Annotated in this window: 14 protein-coding genes; 11 read left to right on the forward strand and 3 right to left on the reverse strand. The window is 71.8% G+C overall.

Annotated elements, in window-relative coordinates:
- Positions 1-2,532, reverse strand: coding sequence for an ABC transporter permease (locus tag RGE_RS19250; protein WP_043784295.1), 2,532 nt, complete (start codon positions 2,530-2,532; stop codon positions 1-3).
- Between the two features lie 84 nt (positions 2,533-2,616).
- On the opposite strand from RGE_RS19250, the gene RGE_RS19255 reads away from it, so the two are divergent.
- Positions 2,617-3,459: a dioxygenase family protein gene (locus tag RGE_RS19255; RefSeq protein ID WP_014430130.1), complete on the forward strand. Its 843-nt coding sequence runs from the start codon at positions 2,617-2,619 to the stop codon at positions 3,457-3,459.
- Between the two features lie 46 nt (positions 3,460-3,505).
- Positions 3,506-3,862, forward strand: a complete 357-nt coding sequence (locus RGE_RS19260) for a hypothetical protein (RefSeq protein WP_014430131.1) — start codon at positions 3,506-3,508, stop codon at positions 3,860-3,862.
- On the opposite strand, the gene RGE_RS19265 is transcribed toward RGE_RS19260, so the two are convergent.
- Positions 3,863-4,876 (reverse strand): adenosine deaminase, encoded by a 1,014-nt coding sequence (locus RGE_RS19265; protein WP_014430132.1) that lies wholly within the window; start codon positions 4,874-4,876, stop codon positions 3,863-3,865.
- A 138-nt stretch (positions 4,877-5,014) separates the two neighbouring features.
- Here RGE_RS19265 and urtA point away from each other — a divergent pair, with 138 nt between their 5' ends.
- The 7 genes from urtA (at position 5,015) to RGE_RS19300 (ending at position 11,282) form a co-directional block, all read left to right on the forward strand.
- Positions 5,015-6,298, forward strand: coding sequence for an urea ABC transporter substrate-binding protein (urtA, locus tag RGE_RS19270; RefSeq protein WP_014430133.1), 1,284 nt, complete (start codon positions 5,015-5,017; stop codon positions 6,296-6,298).
- Positions 6,299-6,362: 64 nt separating this feature from the next.
- Positions 6,363-7,934, forward strand: coding sequence for an urea ABC transporter permease subunit UrtB (urtB, locus tag RGE_RS19275; protein WP_014430134.1), 1,572 nt, complete (start codon positions 6,363-6,365; stop codon positions 7,932-7,934).
- The gene (urtC, locus tag RGE_RS19280) at positions 7,931-9,058 is read left to right on the forward strand and encodes an urea ABC transporter permease subunit UrtC (protein ID WP_014430135.1); all 1,128 of its coding nucleotides are present in this window, start codon (positions 7,931-7,933) and stop codon (positions 9,056-9,058) included. The genes urtB and urtC overlap by 4 nt, the downstream gene beginning before the upstream one ends.
- Entirely contained in the window at positions 9,055-9,933 is an 879-nt protein-coding gene (urtD, locus tag RGE_RS19285; protein ID WP_014430136.1) for an urea ABC transporter ATP-binding protein UrtD, read from the forward strand. The genes urtC and urtD overlap by 4 nt, the downstream gene beginning before the upstream one ends.
- Positions 9,934-9,937: 4 nt before the next feature.
- Positions 9,938-10,630: an urea ABC transporter ATP-binding subunit UrtE gene (urtE, locus tag RGE_RS19290; RefSeq protein WP_014430137.1), complete on the forward strand. Its 693-nt coding sequence runs from the start codon at positions 9,938-9,940 to the stop codon at positions 10,628-10,630.
- Positions 10,631-10,683: 53 nt separating this feature from the next.
- Complete coding sequence (locus RGE_RS19295) at positions 10,684-10,959, forward strand: ribbon-helix-helix domain-containing protein (protein ID WP_014430138.1); 276 nt, start codon at positions 10,684-10,686, stop codon at positions 10,957-10,959.
- Entirely contained in the window at positions 10,956-11,282 is a 327-nt protein-coding gene (locus RGE_RS19300) for a type II toxin-antitoxin system RelE/ParE family toxin (protein WP_014430139.1), read from the forward strand. The genes RGE_RS19295 and RGE_RS19300 overlap by 4 nt, the downstream gene beginning before the upstream one ends.
- A 14-nt stretch (positions 11,283-11,296) precedes the next feature.
- Here RGE_RS19300 and RGE_RS19305 read toward each other — a convergent pair whose 3' ends face one another.
- The gene (locus tag RGE_RS19305) at positions 11,297-11,746 is read right to left on the reverse strand and encodes a MarR family transcriptional regulator (RefSeq protein ID WP_014430140.1); all 450 of its coding nucleotides are present in this window, start codon (positions 11,744-11,746) and stop codon (positions 11,297-11,299) included.
- Positions 11,747-11,835: 89 nt separating this feature from the next.
- On the opposite strand from RGE_RS19305, the gene RGE_RS19310 reads away from it, so the two are divergent.
- The gene (locus RGE_RS19310; protein ID WP_014430141.1) at positions 11,836-13,479 is read left to right on the forward strand and encodes an MFS transporter; all 1,644 of its coding nucleotides are present in this window, start codon (positions 11,836-11,838) and stop codon (positions 13,477-13,479) included.
- Positions 13,480-13,532: 53 nt separating this feature from the next.
- On the forward strand, positions 13,533-14,291 hold the full coding sequence (locus RGE_RS19315) for a hypothetical protein (protein ID WP_014430142.1): 759 nt from the start codon (positions 13,533-13,535) through the stop codon (positions 14,289-14,291).
- Positions 14,292-14,314: the final 23 nt, after the last annotated feature.

A 14,314-nucleotide genomic window follows, 5' to 3' on the forward strand; every position in this document is an offset into this window, starting at 1 on the left:
TCACTGCACCGTCGCGCGGCGCAGCGTCTCGACGACCGGGCGGCGCAGCACGTCGCGCAGGCCCCACCAGCCGGCGGCCAGCGCCAGCGCCGCACCGGCCGCCGCGCCGGCCAGCGGCACGAAGGGCGAGGGCCGCCAGTCGAACTCGAAGGCGTAGCGCGCCAGCGCCCAGCCGACGGCCATCGCCGCCAGCGAGGCCAGCAGCCCGGCCAGCGCGCCGACGCCAAGCAGCTCGGCTCGCTGCACCTGGGCCAGCAAACGGCTGCCGGCGCCCATCGCGCGCATCACCGCGAACTCGCGCGAGCGCGACTCGCGTGTCGCCGACACCGCGGCGAACAGCACCACCAGCCCGGCCACCAGCGTGAAGCCGAACAGGAACTCCACCGCCCGGATCACCTGGTCGAGCACGCCCTGCACCTGGGCGATCGAGGCCGAGACGTCGATCGCCGTGACGTTGGGGTAGGCGCGTGCCAGCGCGTTGTCGAAACCCGGCTTCGGCGGCGCGCGGAAGGCGCCGATGTAGCTCGCCGGCAGCTCGGGCAGCTCGGCGACCGGGAAGACGACGAAGAAGTTCACCCGCATCGAGCCCCAGTCGACCTTGCGCAGGCTGGTGATGCGCGCCTCCTGCAACACGCCGGCGACGTCGAAACGCAGCGTGTCGCCGAGCTTCAGCCCCAGGGTCTGGGCGATGCCCTCCTCGACCGACACCGCGCCGGCTTCGCCCGGCGTCCAGCGGCCGGCGACGATCTCGTTGTGCTCCGGGCGCTGCTCGGCGTGGCTGAGGTTGAACTCGCGGTCGACCAGGCGCGCCGCGCGGTCCTCGCTGAAGTCGTCGGGACTGACGGCGCGGCCGTTGATCGCCACCAGCCGGCCGCGGATCATCGGGTACCAGTCGTAGCGCGTGACGCCGGCGTCGGCCAGCGTCTGGCGGAAGGCCTCGGCCTGGTCGGGCTGCACGTTGATGACGAAGCGGTTGGGCGCGTCCGGCGGCGTCGCGCTGCGCCAGCTGGCGACGAGGTCGGTGCGCAGCAGCACCAGCAGCACCAGCGCCAGCAGGCCGACGGCCAGCGCCGAGACCTGCAGCACGGCGAAAGCCGGGCGGGCGGTGAGCTGGCGCGTCGCCAGCACCAGCCAGCGCGGCGCCCCGGCCTCGGGCACGGCGCGGCGCAGCAGCGCCACCGCCAGCCAGGACAGCAGGGCGAAGACGGCGATCGCCGCGGCGAAGCCGCCGACCGCGATCAGCCCGAGCTTGGGGTCGGAGGCCACGGCCAGCAGCAGCGCCGCGAAGCCGCCGGCGCCGGCGGCCAGCACCAGCAGCGAGGCGGGCTTCAGGCTGCCGACGTCGCGCCGGATCACGCGCAGCGGCGGCACACGCGCCAGCTGCAGCACCGGCGGCAGGCCGAAGCCCAGCAGCAGCGTCATGCCGACACCGACGCCGAAAGCCGCCGGCCACAGCGACGGCGCCGGCAGCGTCGTGTTGACCAGCCCGGCGAGCAGGAAGACGAAGACGTGGTGCACCGCCCAGCCGGCGGCGACGCCGGCCGCGCTGGCGGCCAGCCCCAGCGCCGCGAACTCCAGCGCGTAGGCGCCGGCGATGCGGCGCTGCGCCAGGCCGAGCACACGCAGCATCGCGCAGTCGTCCAGATGGCGGGCGGCGAAGTCGCGTGCCGCGATCGCCACCGCCACCGCGGCCAGCAGCGCCGCCAGCAGGGCGACGAGGTTCAGGAACTTCTCCGCGCGGTCCAGCGTCTGGCGCATCTCCGGCCGGCCGCTCTGCAGCGACTCCAGGCGCACGCCGCGCAGCGGCACGGCGTGGATGCGCTCTTCGGCCTGCTGCACGAACTGGCGCAGCGCGGCCTCTCGGCCTTGGGGCGCGGCGACCGCGAAACGGTAGTTCAGCCGGCTGGCCGGCTGGACGAGGCCGGTGGCCGGCAGGTCGGTCTCGTGCAGCATCACGCGCGGCGAGAAGCTGGTGAAGCCGGTGCCGCGGTCGGGTTCGACGGCGATCACGCGCGCGATGGTGAGCGTCGCGTCGCCCAGCTGCAGCGGCTGGCCGGGCGCGAGCTGCAAGGCGTCGAGCACCGCGGCGTCGACCCACACCGTGCCGGCGCGCGGGCCGCCGGCCACCGTCTCGACACCCTCGCCCTGCAGCGCCTTCAGTTGCAGCGCGCCGCGCAGCGGGTAGCCGTCGCTGACCGCCTTGACGGCGACCAGCCGGCTGGCGCCGCCGAGATCGTCGGGCGCACGCGCCATGCTCGGGAACGAGACGCTGGTGGCGCTGCGCAGGCCGGCGCGGGCGGCCAGCTGCACGAGTTCCGGCGGCGTCGGCCGGTCGCTGCTGACCAGCGCGTCGCCGCCCAGCAGCTGGCGCGCGTCGCGCGCGAGGCCGGCGTTGAGCCGGTCGGCGAAGAAGCCCACGGCCGTCAGCGCGGCCACGGCCAGCATCACGGCGAAGAACAGCAGGCGCAGCTCGCCGGCGCGGAAGTCGCGCAGCGTCTGGCGCCACGCGAGCGCGGGAGTCGAGGCATGCATGCCCGCACGGTACCCGAAAGCCCTTGAACGGCGCATGCAACCGGGCTGAACCCGGACCGCCGCACGGGCTGCTGAAATGAGGCCATGAACCCGCTGCCCCCGCTCTTCCTGTCCCACGGCTCGCCGATGACCGCGCTCGAACCGGGCGCCGCCGGCGAGTTCTTCCGCCGCCTGGGCCCGGCGCTCGACGCCGCCTTCGGCCGGCCGCGCGCCATCCTCGCGATCTCGGCGCACAGCCTGACGCGCGAACCGGTGCTGGTGGCCGGCGCGCGCCACGAGACGATCCACGACTTCGGCGGTTTCCCCGAGGCGCTGTACCGGCTGCGCTACGACGCGCCGGGCGCGCCCGAGCTCGCCACCCGCGTCCAGGCCCTGCTGGCCGAGGCCGGCATCCCCGTGCAGCGCCACGAAGGCGGCGGCCTGGACCACGGCGTCTGGACGCCGCTGCTGCACGTCTATCCGGCGGTCGACGTGCCGGTGCTGCCGCTGGCCTGGCCGCCGGGCTGGACGCCGGCGCAGCTGTTCGCGCTCGGCCGCGCGCTGGCGCCGCTGGCCGCCGAGGGCGTGCTGGTGCTGGCCAGCGGCAGCATCACGCACAACCTGCGCCGGGTCTTCGCCGCGCTGGGCGCCGGCCAGGTCGACGCGCCGGCGACGCCGGAGAGCACGGCCTTCCGCGACTGGTTCGCCGAGCGCGGCGCGGCGGCCGACTGGCCGGCGCTGCTGGCCTGGCGCAGCGAGGCGCCGCACGCGGGGCTGATGCACCCGAGCGACGAGCACCTGCTGCCCTTCTTCGTCGCCGCCGGTGCCGCCGGCGAGGCGCCGGTCGCGCGGCGCGTGCACGCCAGCCTGACCTACGGCGACCTGGGCATGGACGCCTACGCTTTCGGCCCGCAGGCGGCACGGCTGGCCGAGGCGCTGGCGGCTTAAGGCCCGCACGGATTGCGGCTTCGGCGGCGCGGCTATCGTCGCGCCCATGCTGACCGCCATCTGGATCATCGCCGCGCTGCTGCTGGCCCTCTGGTCGCTCGGCGCCTGGGGCCTGCACACGCTGCTGGCGGCCGACAGCGCCTGGGTCGGCGACCTGGGCGAACTGGTCGACCGCGTGCCCTACGCGGAGGTCATCGACCGCTGGTTCCCCGGCTGGCAGGCGTTGATGCACGCACTGCTGGACCTGGCGCAGAGCACGCTGGGCCTGCTCGGCGGCGCCGCGCCGCTCATCGTCTGGACGGCCTGGGCGGTCGGCGCGCTGGGCATCGCGCTGGTCGGCGGCTTCCTGACGCTGGTCGTCGTGCTGCTGCGCCGCGACGAGCGCGGCCGTGCCGCGGCCTGATCAGGCGGCGGCGAACACCGCGTCCAGATCGCGCTTCCAGCGCGCCTTCTGCTCGGCCGGCACGAAGCTCGCCTCCAGGCTGTTGGCCGCCAGCGCATAGGCGGCGTCGCGGCCCAGCGCCGGGTGGGCGTCGAAGACGGCGCGGTAGTTGTCCAGCAGATAGCCGCCGAAGTACGCCGGGTCGTCGCTGTTGACGGTGACGCAGACACCCGCGGCCAGCAGCTCGGGCAGGCGGTGCGCCGCCATGTCGGAGTAGACGCAGAGTTTGACGTTGGACAGCGGGCAGACCGTCAGCGGCACGCGTTCGGCGGCCAGGCGCGCGACCAGCGCCGGCTTGTCCAGGCTGCGCACGCCGTGGTCCACACGCTCGACCTTCAGCAGGTCCAGCGCCGTCTCGACGTATTCGGCCGGGCCTTCTTCGCCAGCGTGGGCGACGAGGTGCAGGCCGAGTTCGCGGCAGCGCGCGAACACGCGCGCGAACTTCTCCGGCGGGTGGCCGCGCTCGCTGCTGTCCAGGCCGACGCCGATGAACAGGTGCCGGTAGGGCAGCGCCGCTTCCAGCGTCGCGAAAGCGTCTTCTTCGCTGAGGTGGCGCAGGAAACACAGGATCAGCGAGGCGCTGATGCCCAGCTCGGCATGCGCGCGCTGGCAGGCGCGGTGCAGGCCGGTGATGACCGTCTCCATCGCCACGCCGCGCGCAGTGTGCGTCTGCGGGTCGAAGAACAGTTCGGCGTGCACGACGCCGTCGGCCGCGGCGCGCTCGAAGTAGGCCCAGGCCATCTCGAAGAAGTCGGCTTCCTTCAGCAGCACGCTGGCGCCGGCGTAATAGATGTCCAGGAAGCTCTGCAGGTCGCTGAAGGCATAGGCCGCACGCAGCGCCTCGACGCTGGCGTAGGGCAGCACGACGCCGTTGCGCTCGGCCAGGCGGAAGATCAGCTCGGGCTCCAGGGTGCCTTCGATGTGCACGTGCAGCTCGGCTTTGGGCATCGCGCGCAGCAGGGTGGGCAGGGTCATGGGGCTCTCTCGGTTTTGCGTTGGGGCGCGACTGTACGCCGCCGCCTACGACATCTGTCGTATTGGCCGGCACGGCCCTGCTCCCGACACTGCCCTCCAGTTCAACCGGCCGTCCGGCCACCTGGAGGGGTCCACCACATGGCTACTGCCAACCGCCGCAGCTTCGTCCTGCAAACCGTCACCGCCGCCGCCTTCGCCGCGTTCGGCATCGGCTCCGCCCACGCCGCCGACACCATCAAGGTCGGCGTGCTGCACTCGCTGTCGGGCACGATGGCGATCTCCGAGACGGTGTTGAAGGACACCATCCTGATGGCCATCGACGAGGTCAACGCCAAGGGCGGCGTGCTCGGCAAGAAGCTCGAGCCGGTGGTCGTCGACCCGGCCTCGAACTGGCCGCTGTTCGCCGAGAAGACGCGCCAGCTGATCAGCAAGGACAAGGTCTCGGTGATCTTCGGCTGCTGGACCAGCGTCTCGCGCAAGAGCGTGCTGCCGGTCGTCGAGGAACTCAACGGCCTGCTCTTCTACCCGGTGCAGTACGAAGGCGAGGAGCTGAGCAAGAACGTCTTCTACACCGGCGCCGCGCCCAACCAGCAGGCGATTCCGGCCGTCGAGTACCTGATGAGCAAGGACGGCGGCGGCGCCAAACGTTTCGTGCTGCTGGGCACCGACTACGTCTACCCGCGCACGACGAACAAGATCCTGCGCGCCTTCCTGCACAGCAAGGGCGTGGCCGACGCCGACATCCTGGAGGAGTACACGCCGTTCGGGCACTCCGACTACCAGTCGATCATCGCCAAGATCAAGAAGTTCGCCGCCGAAGGCAAGAAGACCGCGGTGGTCTCGACGATCAACGGCGACTCCAACGTGCCGTTCTACAAGGAACTGGGCAACCAGGGCCTGAAGGCGACCGACGTGCCGGTCGTCGCGTTCTCGGTCGGTGAAGAGGAGCTGCGCGGCGTCGACACCAAGCCGCTGGTGGGCCACCTGGCGGCGTGGAACTACTTCATGTCGATCAAGAACCCGACCAACGCCGAGTTCATCAAGAAGTGGTCGGCCTACGCCAAGGCCAAGAACATCCCCGGCCACAAGGACAAGCCGCTGACCAACGACCCGATGGAAGCCAGCTACATCGGCTTCAACATGTGGGTGCAGGCGGTGGAGAAGGCCAAGAGCACCGACACCGACAAGGTGATCGCGGCGATGGCCGGCCAGACCTTCAAGGCACCCAGCGGCATCGTGTCCAAGATGGACGAGAAGAACCACCACCTGCACAAGAGCGTGTTCATCGGCGAGGTGAAGGCCGACGGCCAGTTCAACGTGGTGTGGAAGACGCCGGGGCCGGTGAAGGCGCAGCCGTGGAGCCCGTACATCCCCGAGAACAAGGGCAAGAAGGATGAACCGGTCGTGGTCGCCAAGCCCTGACGACCGCTCCTGACGCGCGGGCGGCTCGCGCCGCCCGCGTCCGCACACTCCTTCCGGGCCTGCCGTGCTCCAACGACTTCTTCTCTGCCTTGCGCTGCTGCTGCCGCTGGCCGGCCACGCGCTGACGCCCGAGCAGGCGGCGCGCATCGCCGCGGGCGACGGCGACGAGCGCATCGCGGCGCTCGCCGAGGCCGTCGCCGCCGGCGACCCGGCGCTCGCGCCCTTCGTGCAGGCCTTGCTCGACGACGCCGTCAAGGTGGCCGGCGGCAAGGCCTACGTCTTCGACGGCAGCGAGACGCGCCTGGCCGGCACGGCCCAGGTCGTCGCGCTGCCCGACGACGCCGAGGACGTGGTCAACAACAACCGCATGCGCCGCGAGCTCGAAGCCGCGCTGGCCGGCCTGCGCCTGTTCTCGAAGGACCGCGCCGAACGCGCCGCGGCCATCGAGGCGCTGAAGGACGGCGTCGACGAGAGCCGTTTGCCGCTGCTGGAGAAAGCCGAGGCCGCCGAGCCCGACGCGGCGCTGAAGTCGCGCCTGGCGATGCTCAAGGCCAGCGCGCTGATCACCGCCGCAGACCCGGCCAAGCGCCTGGCGGCCGCGCAGCTGCTGGCCGACAGCCCCGAGCCGGCGACCAAGTCGCTGCTGCTCGAACGCCTGCAGGCCGAGACAGACGCCGGCGTGAAGGGCGCGCTCGTCGCCTCGCTGGACCGCGTCGAATCGCGCCTGGCCTGGGGCGAACGCCTGGGCGTCGTCTTCACCGGCATCAGCCTGGGCTCGATCCTGCTGCTGGCCGCACTCGGCCTGGCCATCACCTACGGGCTGATGGGCGTCATCAACATGGCCCACGGCGAGCTGATCATGATCGGCGCCTACGCCACCTACGTCGTGCAGGGCCTGTTCCGCGCCTGGCTGCCGGGCGCCTTCGACTGGTACGTCGTCGCGGCGATCCCGGTGGCCTTTCTCGCCAGCGCGCTGGTCGGCGCGGTGCTGGAGCGCAGCGTCATCCGCTTCCTCTACGGCCGGCCGCTGGAGACGCTGCTGGCCACCTGGGGCATCAGCCTGATCCTGATGCAGACGGTGCGCTCGCTGTTCGGCGCGCAGAACGTCGGCGTCGAGAACCCGGCCTGGCTGTCGGGCGGCGTGCAGCTGCTGCCCAACCTGGTGCTGCCCTACAACCGCCTCGCGATCGTCGTCTTCGCAGGCCTGGTGCTGGCCGGCGTGGCACTGCTGATCGGCAAGACGCGGCTGGGCCTCTTCGTGCGCGGCGTGACGCAGAACCGACGCATGGCCGCCTGCGTCGGCGTGAACACCGCGCGCATCGACACCTACGCGTTTTCGCTCGGCGCCGGCATCGCCGGGCTCGCCGGCTGCGCGCTCAGCCAGGTCGGCAACGTCGGCCCCGACCTGGGCCAGGGCTACATCGTCGACTCCTTCATGGTCGTCGTGCTCGGCGGCGTCGGCCAGCTCGCCGGCACGGTCTACGCCGGCCTGGGCCTGGGCGTGCTGAACAAGCTGCTCGAAGGCTGGCAGGGCGCGGTGCTGGCCAAGATCACCGTGCTCGTCTTCATCGTCGTGTTCATCCAGAAACGGCCCCAGGGCATCTTCGCCTTGAAAGGCCGGAGCGCAGAAGCATGAGCGCCGCCCGCACCGCCCCCGCCCTGCCCGCCGACGCCGGCCGCCCCCGCCTGCTCGGCCCCGCCGGCTGGACCGGCGTGCTCGGCGCCACCGTCGCCGTCGCGGCGCTGGTGCCGCTGCTGAACCTGGTCGTGCCCGAGACCAGCGCGCTGCACCTCAGCGACTACGCCGTCAGCCTGCTCGGCAAGATCCTCTGCTACGCGATCTGCGCGCTGGCGATGGACCTGATCTGGGGCTACACCGGCATCCTGTCGCTGGGCCACGGGCTGTTCTTCGCGCTCGGCGGCTACGCGATGGGCATGTACCTGATGCGCCAGATCGGCCGCGACGGCCAGTACCGCATGGACATGCCGGACTTCATGGTCTTCCTGAACTGGAAGGACTTCCCCTGGCACTGGGCCTTCAGCGACTCCTTCGTCTTCCAGATGGCGATGGTGGTGCTGGTGCCCGGGCTGCTGGCGCTGGTGTTCGGCTTCTTCGCCTTCCGCTCGCGCATCAAGGGCGTGTACTTCTCGATCATCACGCAGGCGCTGACCTTCGCCGCGATGCTGCTGTTCTTCCGCAACGAGACCGGCTTCGGCGGCAACAACGGCTTCACCGACTTCAAGCGCATCCTCGGCCTGCCGATCGCCACCTCGGGCATGCGCGTGGCGCTGTGCGTCATCAGCGGCCTGGTGCTGATCGGCTTCTTCGTGATGGCGCGCGCCATCGTCACCAGCAAGTACGGGCGCGTGCTGCAGGCCATCCGCGACGCCGAGAGCCGGGTGATGTTCACCGGCTACAACCCGCTGGCCTACAAGCTGTCGATCTGGACGCTGTCGGCGGTGATGTGCGGCGTGGCCGGCGCCTTGTACGTGCCGCAGGTCGGCATCATCAACCCCGGCGAGATGAGCCCGGCGGCGTCGATCGAGATCGCGATCTGGACGGCCGTCGGCGGCCGCGCGACGCTCGTCGGCCCGATCGTCGGCGCCTTCTTCGTCAACGGCGCCAAGAGCTGGTTCACCGTCGCCTTCCCCGAGTTCTGGCTGTTCTTCCTGGGCGCGCTGTTCATCGCGGTGACGCTGTTCCTGCCCGACGGGCTGGTCGGCCTGCTCAAGCGCCGGAAGAAGGAGACCCGCCGATGACCCCGGACCTGATGGCCGCCGGCGCCGAGCGCCTGGCGCGGCTGCAACAACGCGAGGCCGAACGCGGCGGCTCGGGCGGGCGCAGCGCCGCCTACGGCCGCGTCGCCGGCGCCGAGGCCGACTTCGCGCACGGCGTCGCGCTCTACGTCGAGGACGTCAGCGTCAGCTTCGACGGCTTCAAGGCGCTGAAGAGCCTGAGCCTGAGCATCGACGTCGGCGAGCTGCGCTGCATCATCGGCCCCAACGGCGCCGGCAAGACGACGATGATGGACTGCATCACCGGCAAGACGCGCCCCGACAGCGGCCGCGTCAGCTTCGGCAGCAACGTCGACTTGCTGCGCCTGTCCGAGGCCGAGATCGCCCAGGCCGGCGTCGGCCGCAAGTTCCAGAAGCCGACGGTCTACGAGGAGCTCTCGGTCTTCGAGAACCTGGAGCTGGCGCTGAAGGCCGACCGTGGCGTGCGCTCGGCGCTGTTCTGGCGCCTGAACGGCGAGCAGCGCGACCGCATCGCCGAGGTGCTGGCGCTGATCCACCTGCAGCACGAGCTGCAGCGCACCGCCGGCCTGCTGAGTCACGGCCAGAAGCAGTGGCTGGAGATCGGCATGCTGCTGATGCAGGACCCGAAGCTGCTGCTGCTGGACGAGCCGGTGGCCGGCATGACCGACGAGGAGACCGAGCGCACCGCCGAGCTCTTCCTGAGCCTGGAAGGCCAGCACAGCCTGGTCGTCGTCGAGCACGACATGAAGTTCGTCGAGCAGCTCACCGAAGGCCGCAAGAAGGTCACCGTGCTGCACGAGGGCAGCGTGCTGGCCGAGGGGCGGCTGGCCGAGGTCCAGGCCAACGAAAAGGTCGTCGAAGTCTATTTGGGACGTTAACGCGATGCTGAAGGTCGAGGGACTGAACCAGTACTACGGCGGCAGCCACATCCTGCGCAACGTCGGCTTCGAGGCCAAGGTCGGCGAGGTGACCGTCGTGCTGGGCCGCAACGGCGTCGGCAAGACGACGCTGCTCAAGAGCCTGATGGGCGTGGTGCCGGTGAAGACCGGCACGGTGGCGCTGGACGGCGCCGACCTGACGAAGGCGACGAGCTACGAGCGTGTGCGCCGCGGCGTCGGCTACGTGCCGCAGGGCCGCGAGATCTTCGGCCGCCTGACGGTCGAGGAGAACCTGCGCATGGGCCTGGCGACGAAGCCCGCCGGCACCGCGATCCCGGCCGAGCTCTTCGAGCTGTTCCCGGTGCTGAAGCAGATGCTGGCGCGCCGCGGCGGCGACCTCTCGGGCGGGCAGCAGCAGCAGCTGGCCATCGCGCGCGCGCTGGCCGCCGGCCCCAAGCTGCTGATGCTCGACGAGCCCACCGAAGGCATCCAGCCCAGCATCATCAAGGACATCGGCCGCGTCATCCGCATGCTGGCCGACCGCAAGACGATGGCCATCGTGCTCGTCGAGCAGTACTACGACTTCGCCGAGGAACTGGCCGACCAGTACCTGGTGATGGAACGCGGCGAGATCGTCGCCCGCGGCCGCGGCGCCGACATGCAGGCCGACGGGGTGAGGCAGCGGGTGTCGATCTGAGCGCCGGGCCGGCGGCCGGCGTAGGATTCAGTCCCACGCCACCGGAGACCGCCATGCGTTCGACCCAGCAGTTCAGCATCACGCTGCCGCACGAGATGGCGGATGCCGTGCGCGCCAAGGTCGCCTCGGGCCAGTACGCCACCGAGAGCGAAGTCATCCGCGACGGCCTGCGCGTACTGCTGGCGCGCGACTCGGCGGTGGAGAAGTGGCTGCGCGAGGACGTGGCCGCGGCCTACGACGCGCTCGAGGCAGATCCGACGCGTACGGTCAGCGTCGATGAAATCAGGGCCCATCTGGCCGCGCTGCACGCCTCGTCGAACGAACCATGATCCGCTACACCGTCGTCTTCTCGCACGAAGCGCGACGGCAGTTGGGTGACCTCCAGCGTTACCTCAGCCGAGAGGCATCTCCAGCGGTTGCCAAGCGATACACCGACGCGCTCGTCGACACCTGTACCGAGCTCGCGATGTTTCCGCACCGTGGTACGCCCCGGCCCGAGATCCGGCCAGAACTGCGGACGACGCATCACCGAGGACGCACCACGATCGCCTATCGGATCGTCGAGAGCCGAAAGGAAGTCGTCGTGCTCGGCATCTTCCACGGTGGGCAGGACTACCCGAGCGCTTTGGCGGCAGACCCCGGCGAAGGCTGAACGCCTCCGCGCCGTTACCTCCCCGCCTCCTCCCTCTCCGCCCTCACCAGCGCCGCGTTGAAACGCGCCAGCAGCGCGCCGAACTGCTCGCGTTCGGCTTCGGGCCAGTCGGCGAGCAAACGGTCCAGGCGCTCGCAGCGTGTGCGGCGCATCGCGGCCACCGCGGCGGCGGCTTCGGGCGTGGCGCGCAGCAGCATGCTGCGGCCGTCGCGCGGGTGCGGCACACGCGTCGCGTAGCCGCGCTCCTCCACCGCCGCCACCTGGCGCACGACGGTCGAATGGTCCAGGCCCAGCGCCTCGGCCAGCTCGGCGCTGCTCTTCTCGCCGTCGAGCAGCAGCGACAGCAGCAGGTAGTGCGCGCGCTCCATCGGGTAGCCGCGGCGGCGGTAGGTCATCTCCAGCCGCCGCACCAGCGAGGCCAGTTCGGGCTCCAGGCGGGCGACCGCATCGGTCCGTGCATTCATATCGTTCGTCTCCTGGTTTTAAGTGTATCGTGCACCTAGTTATGTGTACCATACATGCATTGGCCGGTCGTCGCGGCCGGGAGAACCGCATGTCGCACACCGCGCCCGCCGCCCCGGGCTTCTTCGACCAGCCGCGTGCCGTCTGGGCCACGGCTTTCGCCTGCATGGTCGGCTTCATGTCGATCGGCCTCGTCGACCCGATCCTGACCTCGATCGCCGCCGGCCTGCACGCCAGCCCGGCGCAGGTGTCGCTGCTGTTCACGAGCTACTTCTTCGTCACCTCGGTGATGATGCTGGTCACCGGCTTCGTCTCCAGCCGGCTCGGCGCGCGGCCGACGCTGCTGCTGGGCGCGGCGCTGATCGTCGTCTTCGCGGCGTTGTCGGGGCTGTCGGACTCGGTCACCGAACTCGTGCTGTTCCGCGGCGGCTGGGGCCTGGGCAACGCCTTCTTCGTCGTCTCCGCGCTGTCGGTGCTGGTGGCCGTCGCCAAGGGCGGCACCTCGCGCGCGGTGCTGCTGTACGAGGCGGCGATGGGCATCGGCCTGTCCGGCGGCCCGCTGCTGGGCGCGGCGCTGGGCCACCACTCCTGGCGCTGGCCGTTCTTCGGCACGGCGACGCTGATGGCGGTGGGCTTCGTCTCGATCGCGCTCTTCCTGCCGAAGCTGCCGCGGCCGGCGAAGAAGGTGTCGCTGACGGCGCCCCTGAAGGCGCTGAAGCACCCCGGGCTGCTGACGGTGGCCGTCGGCGCCTTCTTCTACTACTTCGCATTCTTCACGGTGCTGGCCTTCGCGCCCTTCGTGCTGGACATGGCGCCCACCGCCACCGGCGCGATCTTCTTCGGCTGGGGCGTGCTGCTGGCGCTGTTCTCGGTGTTCGTCGCGCCGCGTGCCGAAGCGCGTTTCGGCCTGATCCCGGTGGTCACCGTCTGCCTGGCCTTCATGGCCGTGCTGCTGGTCGTGATGGGCGTCGCGCCGCGCGAGGTGGTGGCCGGCTGCATCGTGCTGTCGGGCGCGGTGATGGGCGTGTGCAACACGCTGTTCACCGAGCTGGCGCTGGAGGTCTCGGACGTGCCGCGGCCGGTGGCCTCGGCGGGCTACAACTTCCTGCGCTGGTTCGCCGGCGTCATTGCGCCGTTCGCGGTGCCGAAGATCGCCGAAGCCGCCGGCGTACCGATGGCCTTCGGCGTCGCCGCCGTCGCGGCGCTGCTGGCGCCGGCGGTGTTCGCGCTGCGCCGCCGCCACATCGAGCGCCCGCACGCCGCCGCGCCGGCGGCCGGCCCGGCGCCGGTGCTGGCCGCGGTCGACGGCAGCGCGCTCGACGCCGCGGTGCTGGACCGCGCCGCCGCGCTGGCGCGTGCCGCCGGCCGCCCGGTGCTGGCGCTGCACCTGCGGCTGGACGAAGTGGCCGGCGACGAGCGCGTGACGCTGGAAGACGCCGCCACCGCCGAACGCATCGTCGGCGCCGCGCTGCAGCGGCTGCAGGCCGCCGGCGTCGACGCGCAGGCGCGCGTACTGACGGCCGCCGCCGGCGCCGCGGCACGCGAAGCGGCGGCGCTGGCCGACGCGCTGAAGGCGCCGCAGCTGGTGGTCGGCGCGCGTCACCGCCACGACCCCGACGACGCGCGCCACGGCAGCTTCAGCGCCGCGCTGGCGGCGCTGGGCCAGCCGCCGGGCCGGCTGGTCGTCGTCGGCGGCGAGGCCGCGCCGACGCCGTTGCGACCGCGCACCGCCTGACTCTCGGTGTTCCTGCGGCTGCCGGCGCGCCCCGCGCCGGCCCAGAATGCCGCATGGCCACACCCGACCTGCTCGCCCGCCTAGACGCCATCGGCCAGTCGCTTGCCGCCAGCGGCCAGGCGCTGGCCTTGATCGGCCTGGGCTCGGTGGGCCGCGAGGCGGCGCGGCTGGACGCCTGGTCCGACCTGGACTTCTTCGCCATCGTCGAGCCCGGCGCCAAGGCGCGCTACATCGAGCGCCTGGACTGGCTGGACGCCGCGCACCCGCTGGCCTGGCATTACCGCAACACCGTCGACGGCCACAAGGCGCTGATGGTCGACGGCGTGTTCTGCGAGTTCGCGGTCTTCGAGCCGCAGGAGCTGCCCGGCATCCCGTTCGCGCCCGGCCGCCTGGTCTGGGCGCGCGACGGCGTGGACCCGACGATCGTCGAACCGCGCCGCCCGCTGCCGGCCGCCACGCTGCCCGACGAGACCTGGATCGTCGGCGAGCTGCTGTCCAACCTGCTCGTCGGCCTGCAGCGCTGGCAGCGCGGCGAACAACTCAGCGCGATGCGCCTGGTGCAGGTCCATGCGCTGGACCGCCTGATCGAGCTGGACACGCTGCGCGCCGCGCCGGCGCCGGGCGACCCGTTCAACCGCGAACGCCGGCTGGAAGCCCGCCAGGCCGCGCTGGCCGCGGAGCTGCCGGCGCTGGCGCCCGGCTACACGCAGACGCCGGCCGCCGCGCTGGCGCTGCTGGCCGCGCTGGAGCGCCGCGGCGCGCTGCTCAACGGCGCCGTCGTCGCGCGCATCCACTCGCTGGCCGGCGGCTGAGGCGGACGTCATCAAGCTGCCGC

It is taken from the genome of Rubrivivax gelatinosus IL144, assembly GCF_000284255.1.
Classification (GTDB): Bacteria; Pseudomonadota; Gammaproteobacteria; order Burkholderiales; family Burkholderiaceae_C; genus Rubrivivax; species Rubrivivax gelatinosus_A.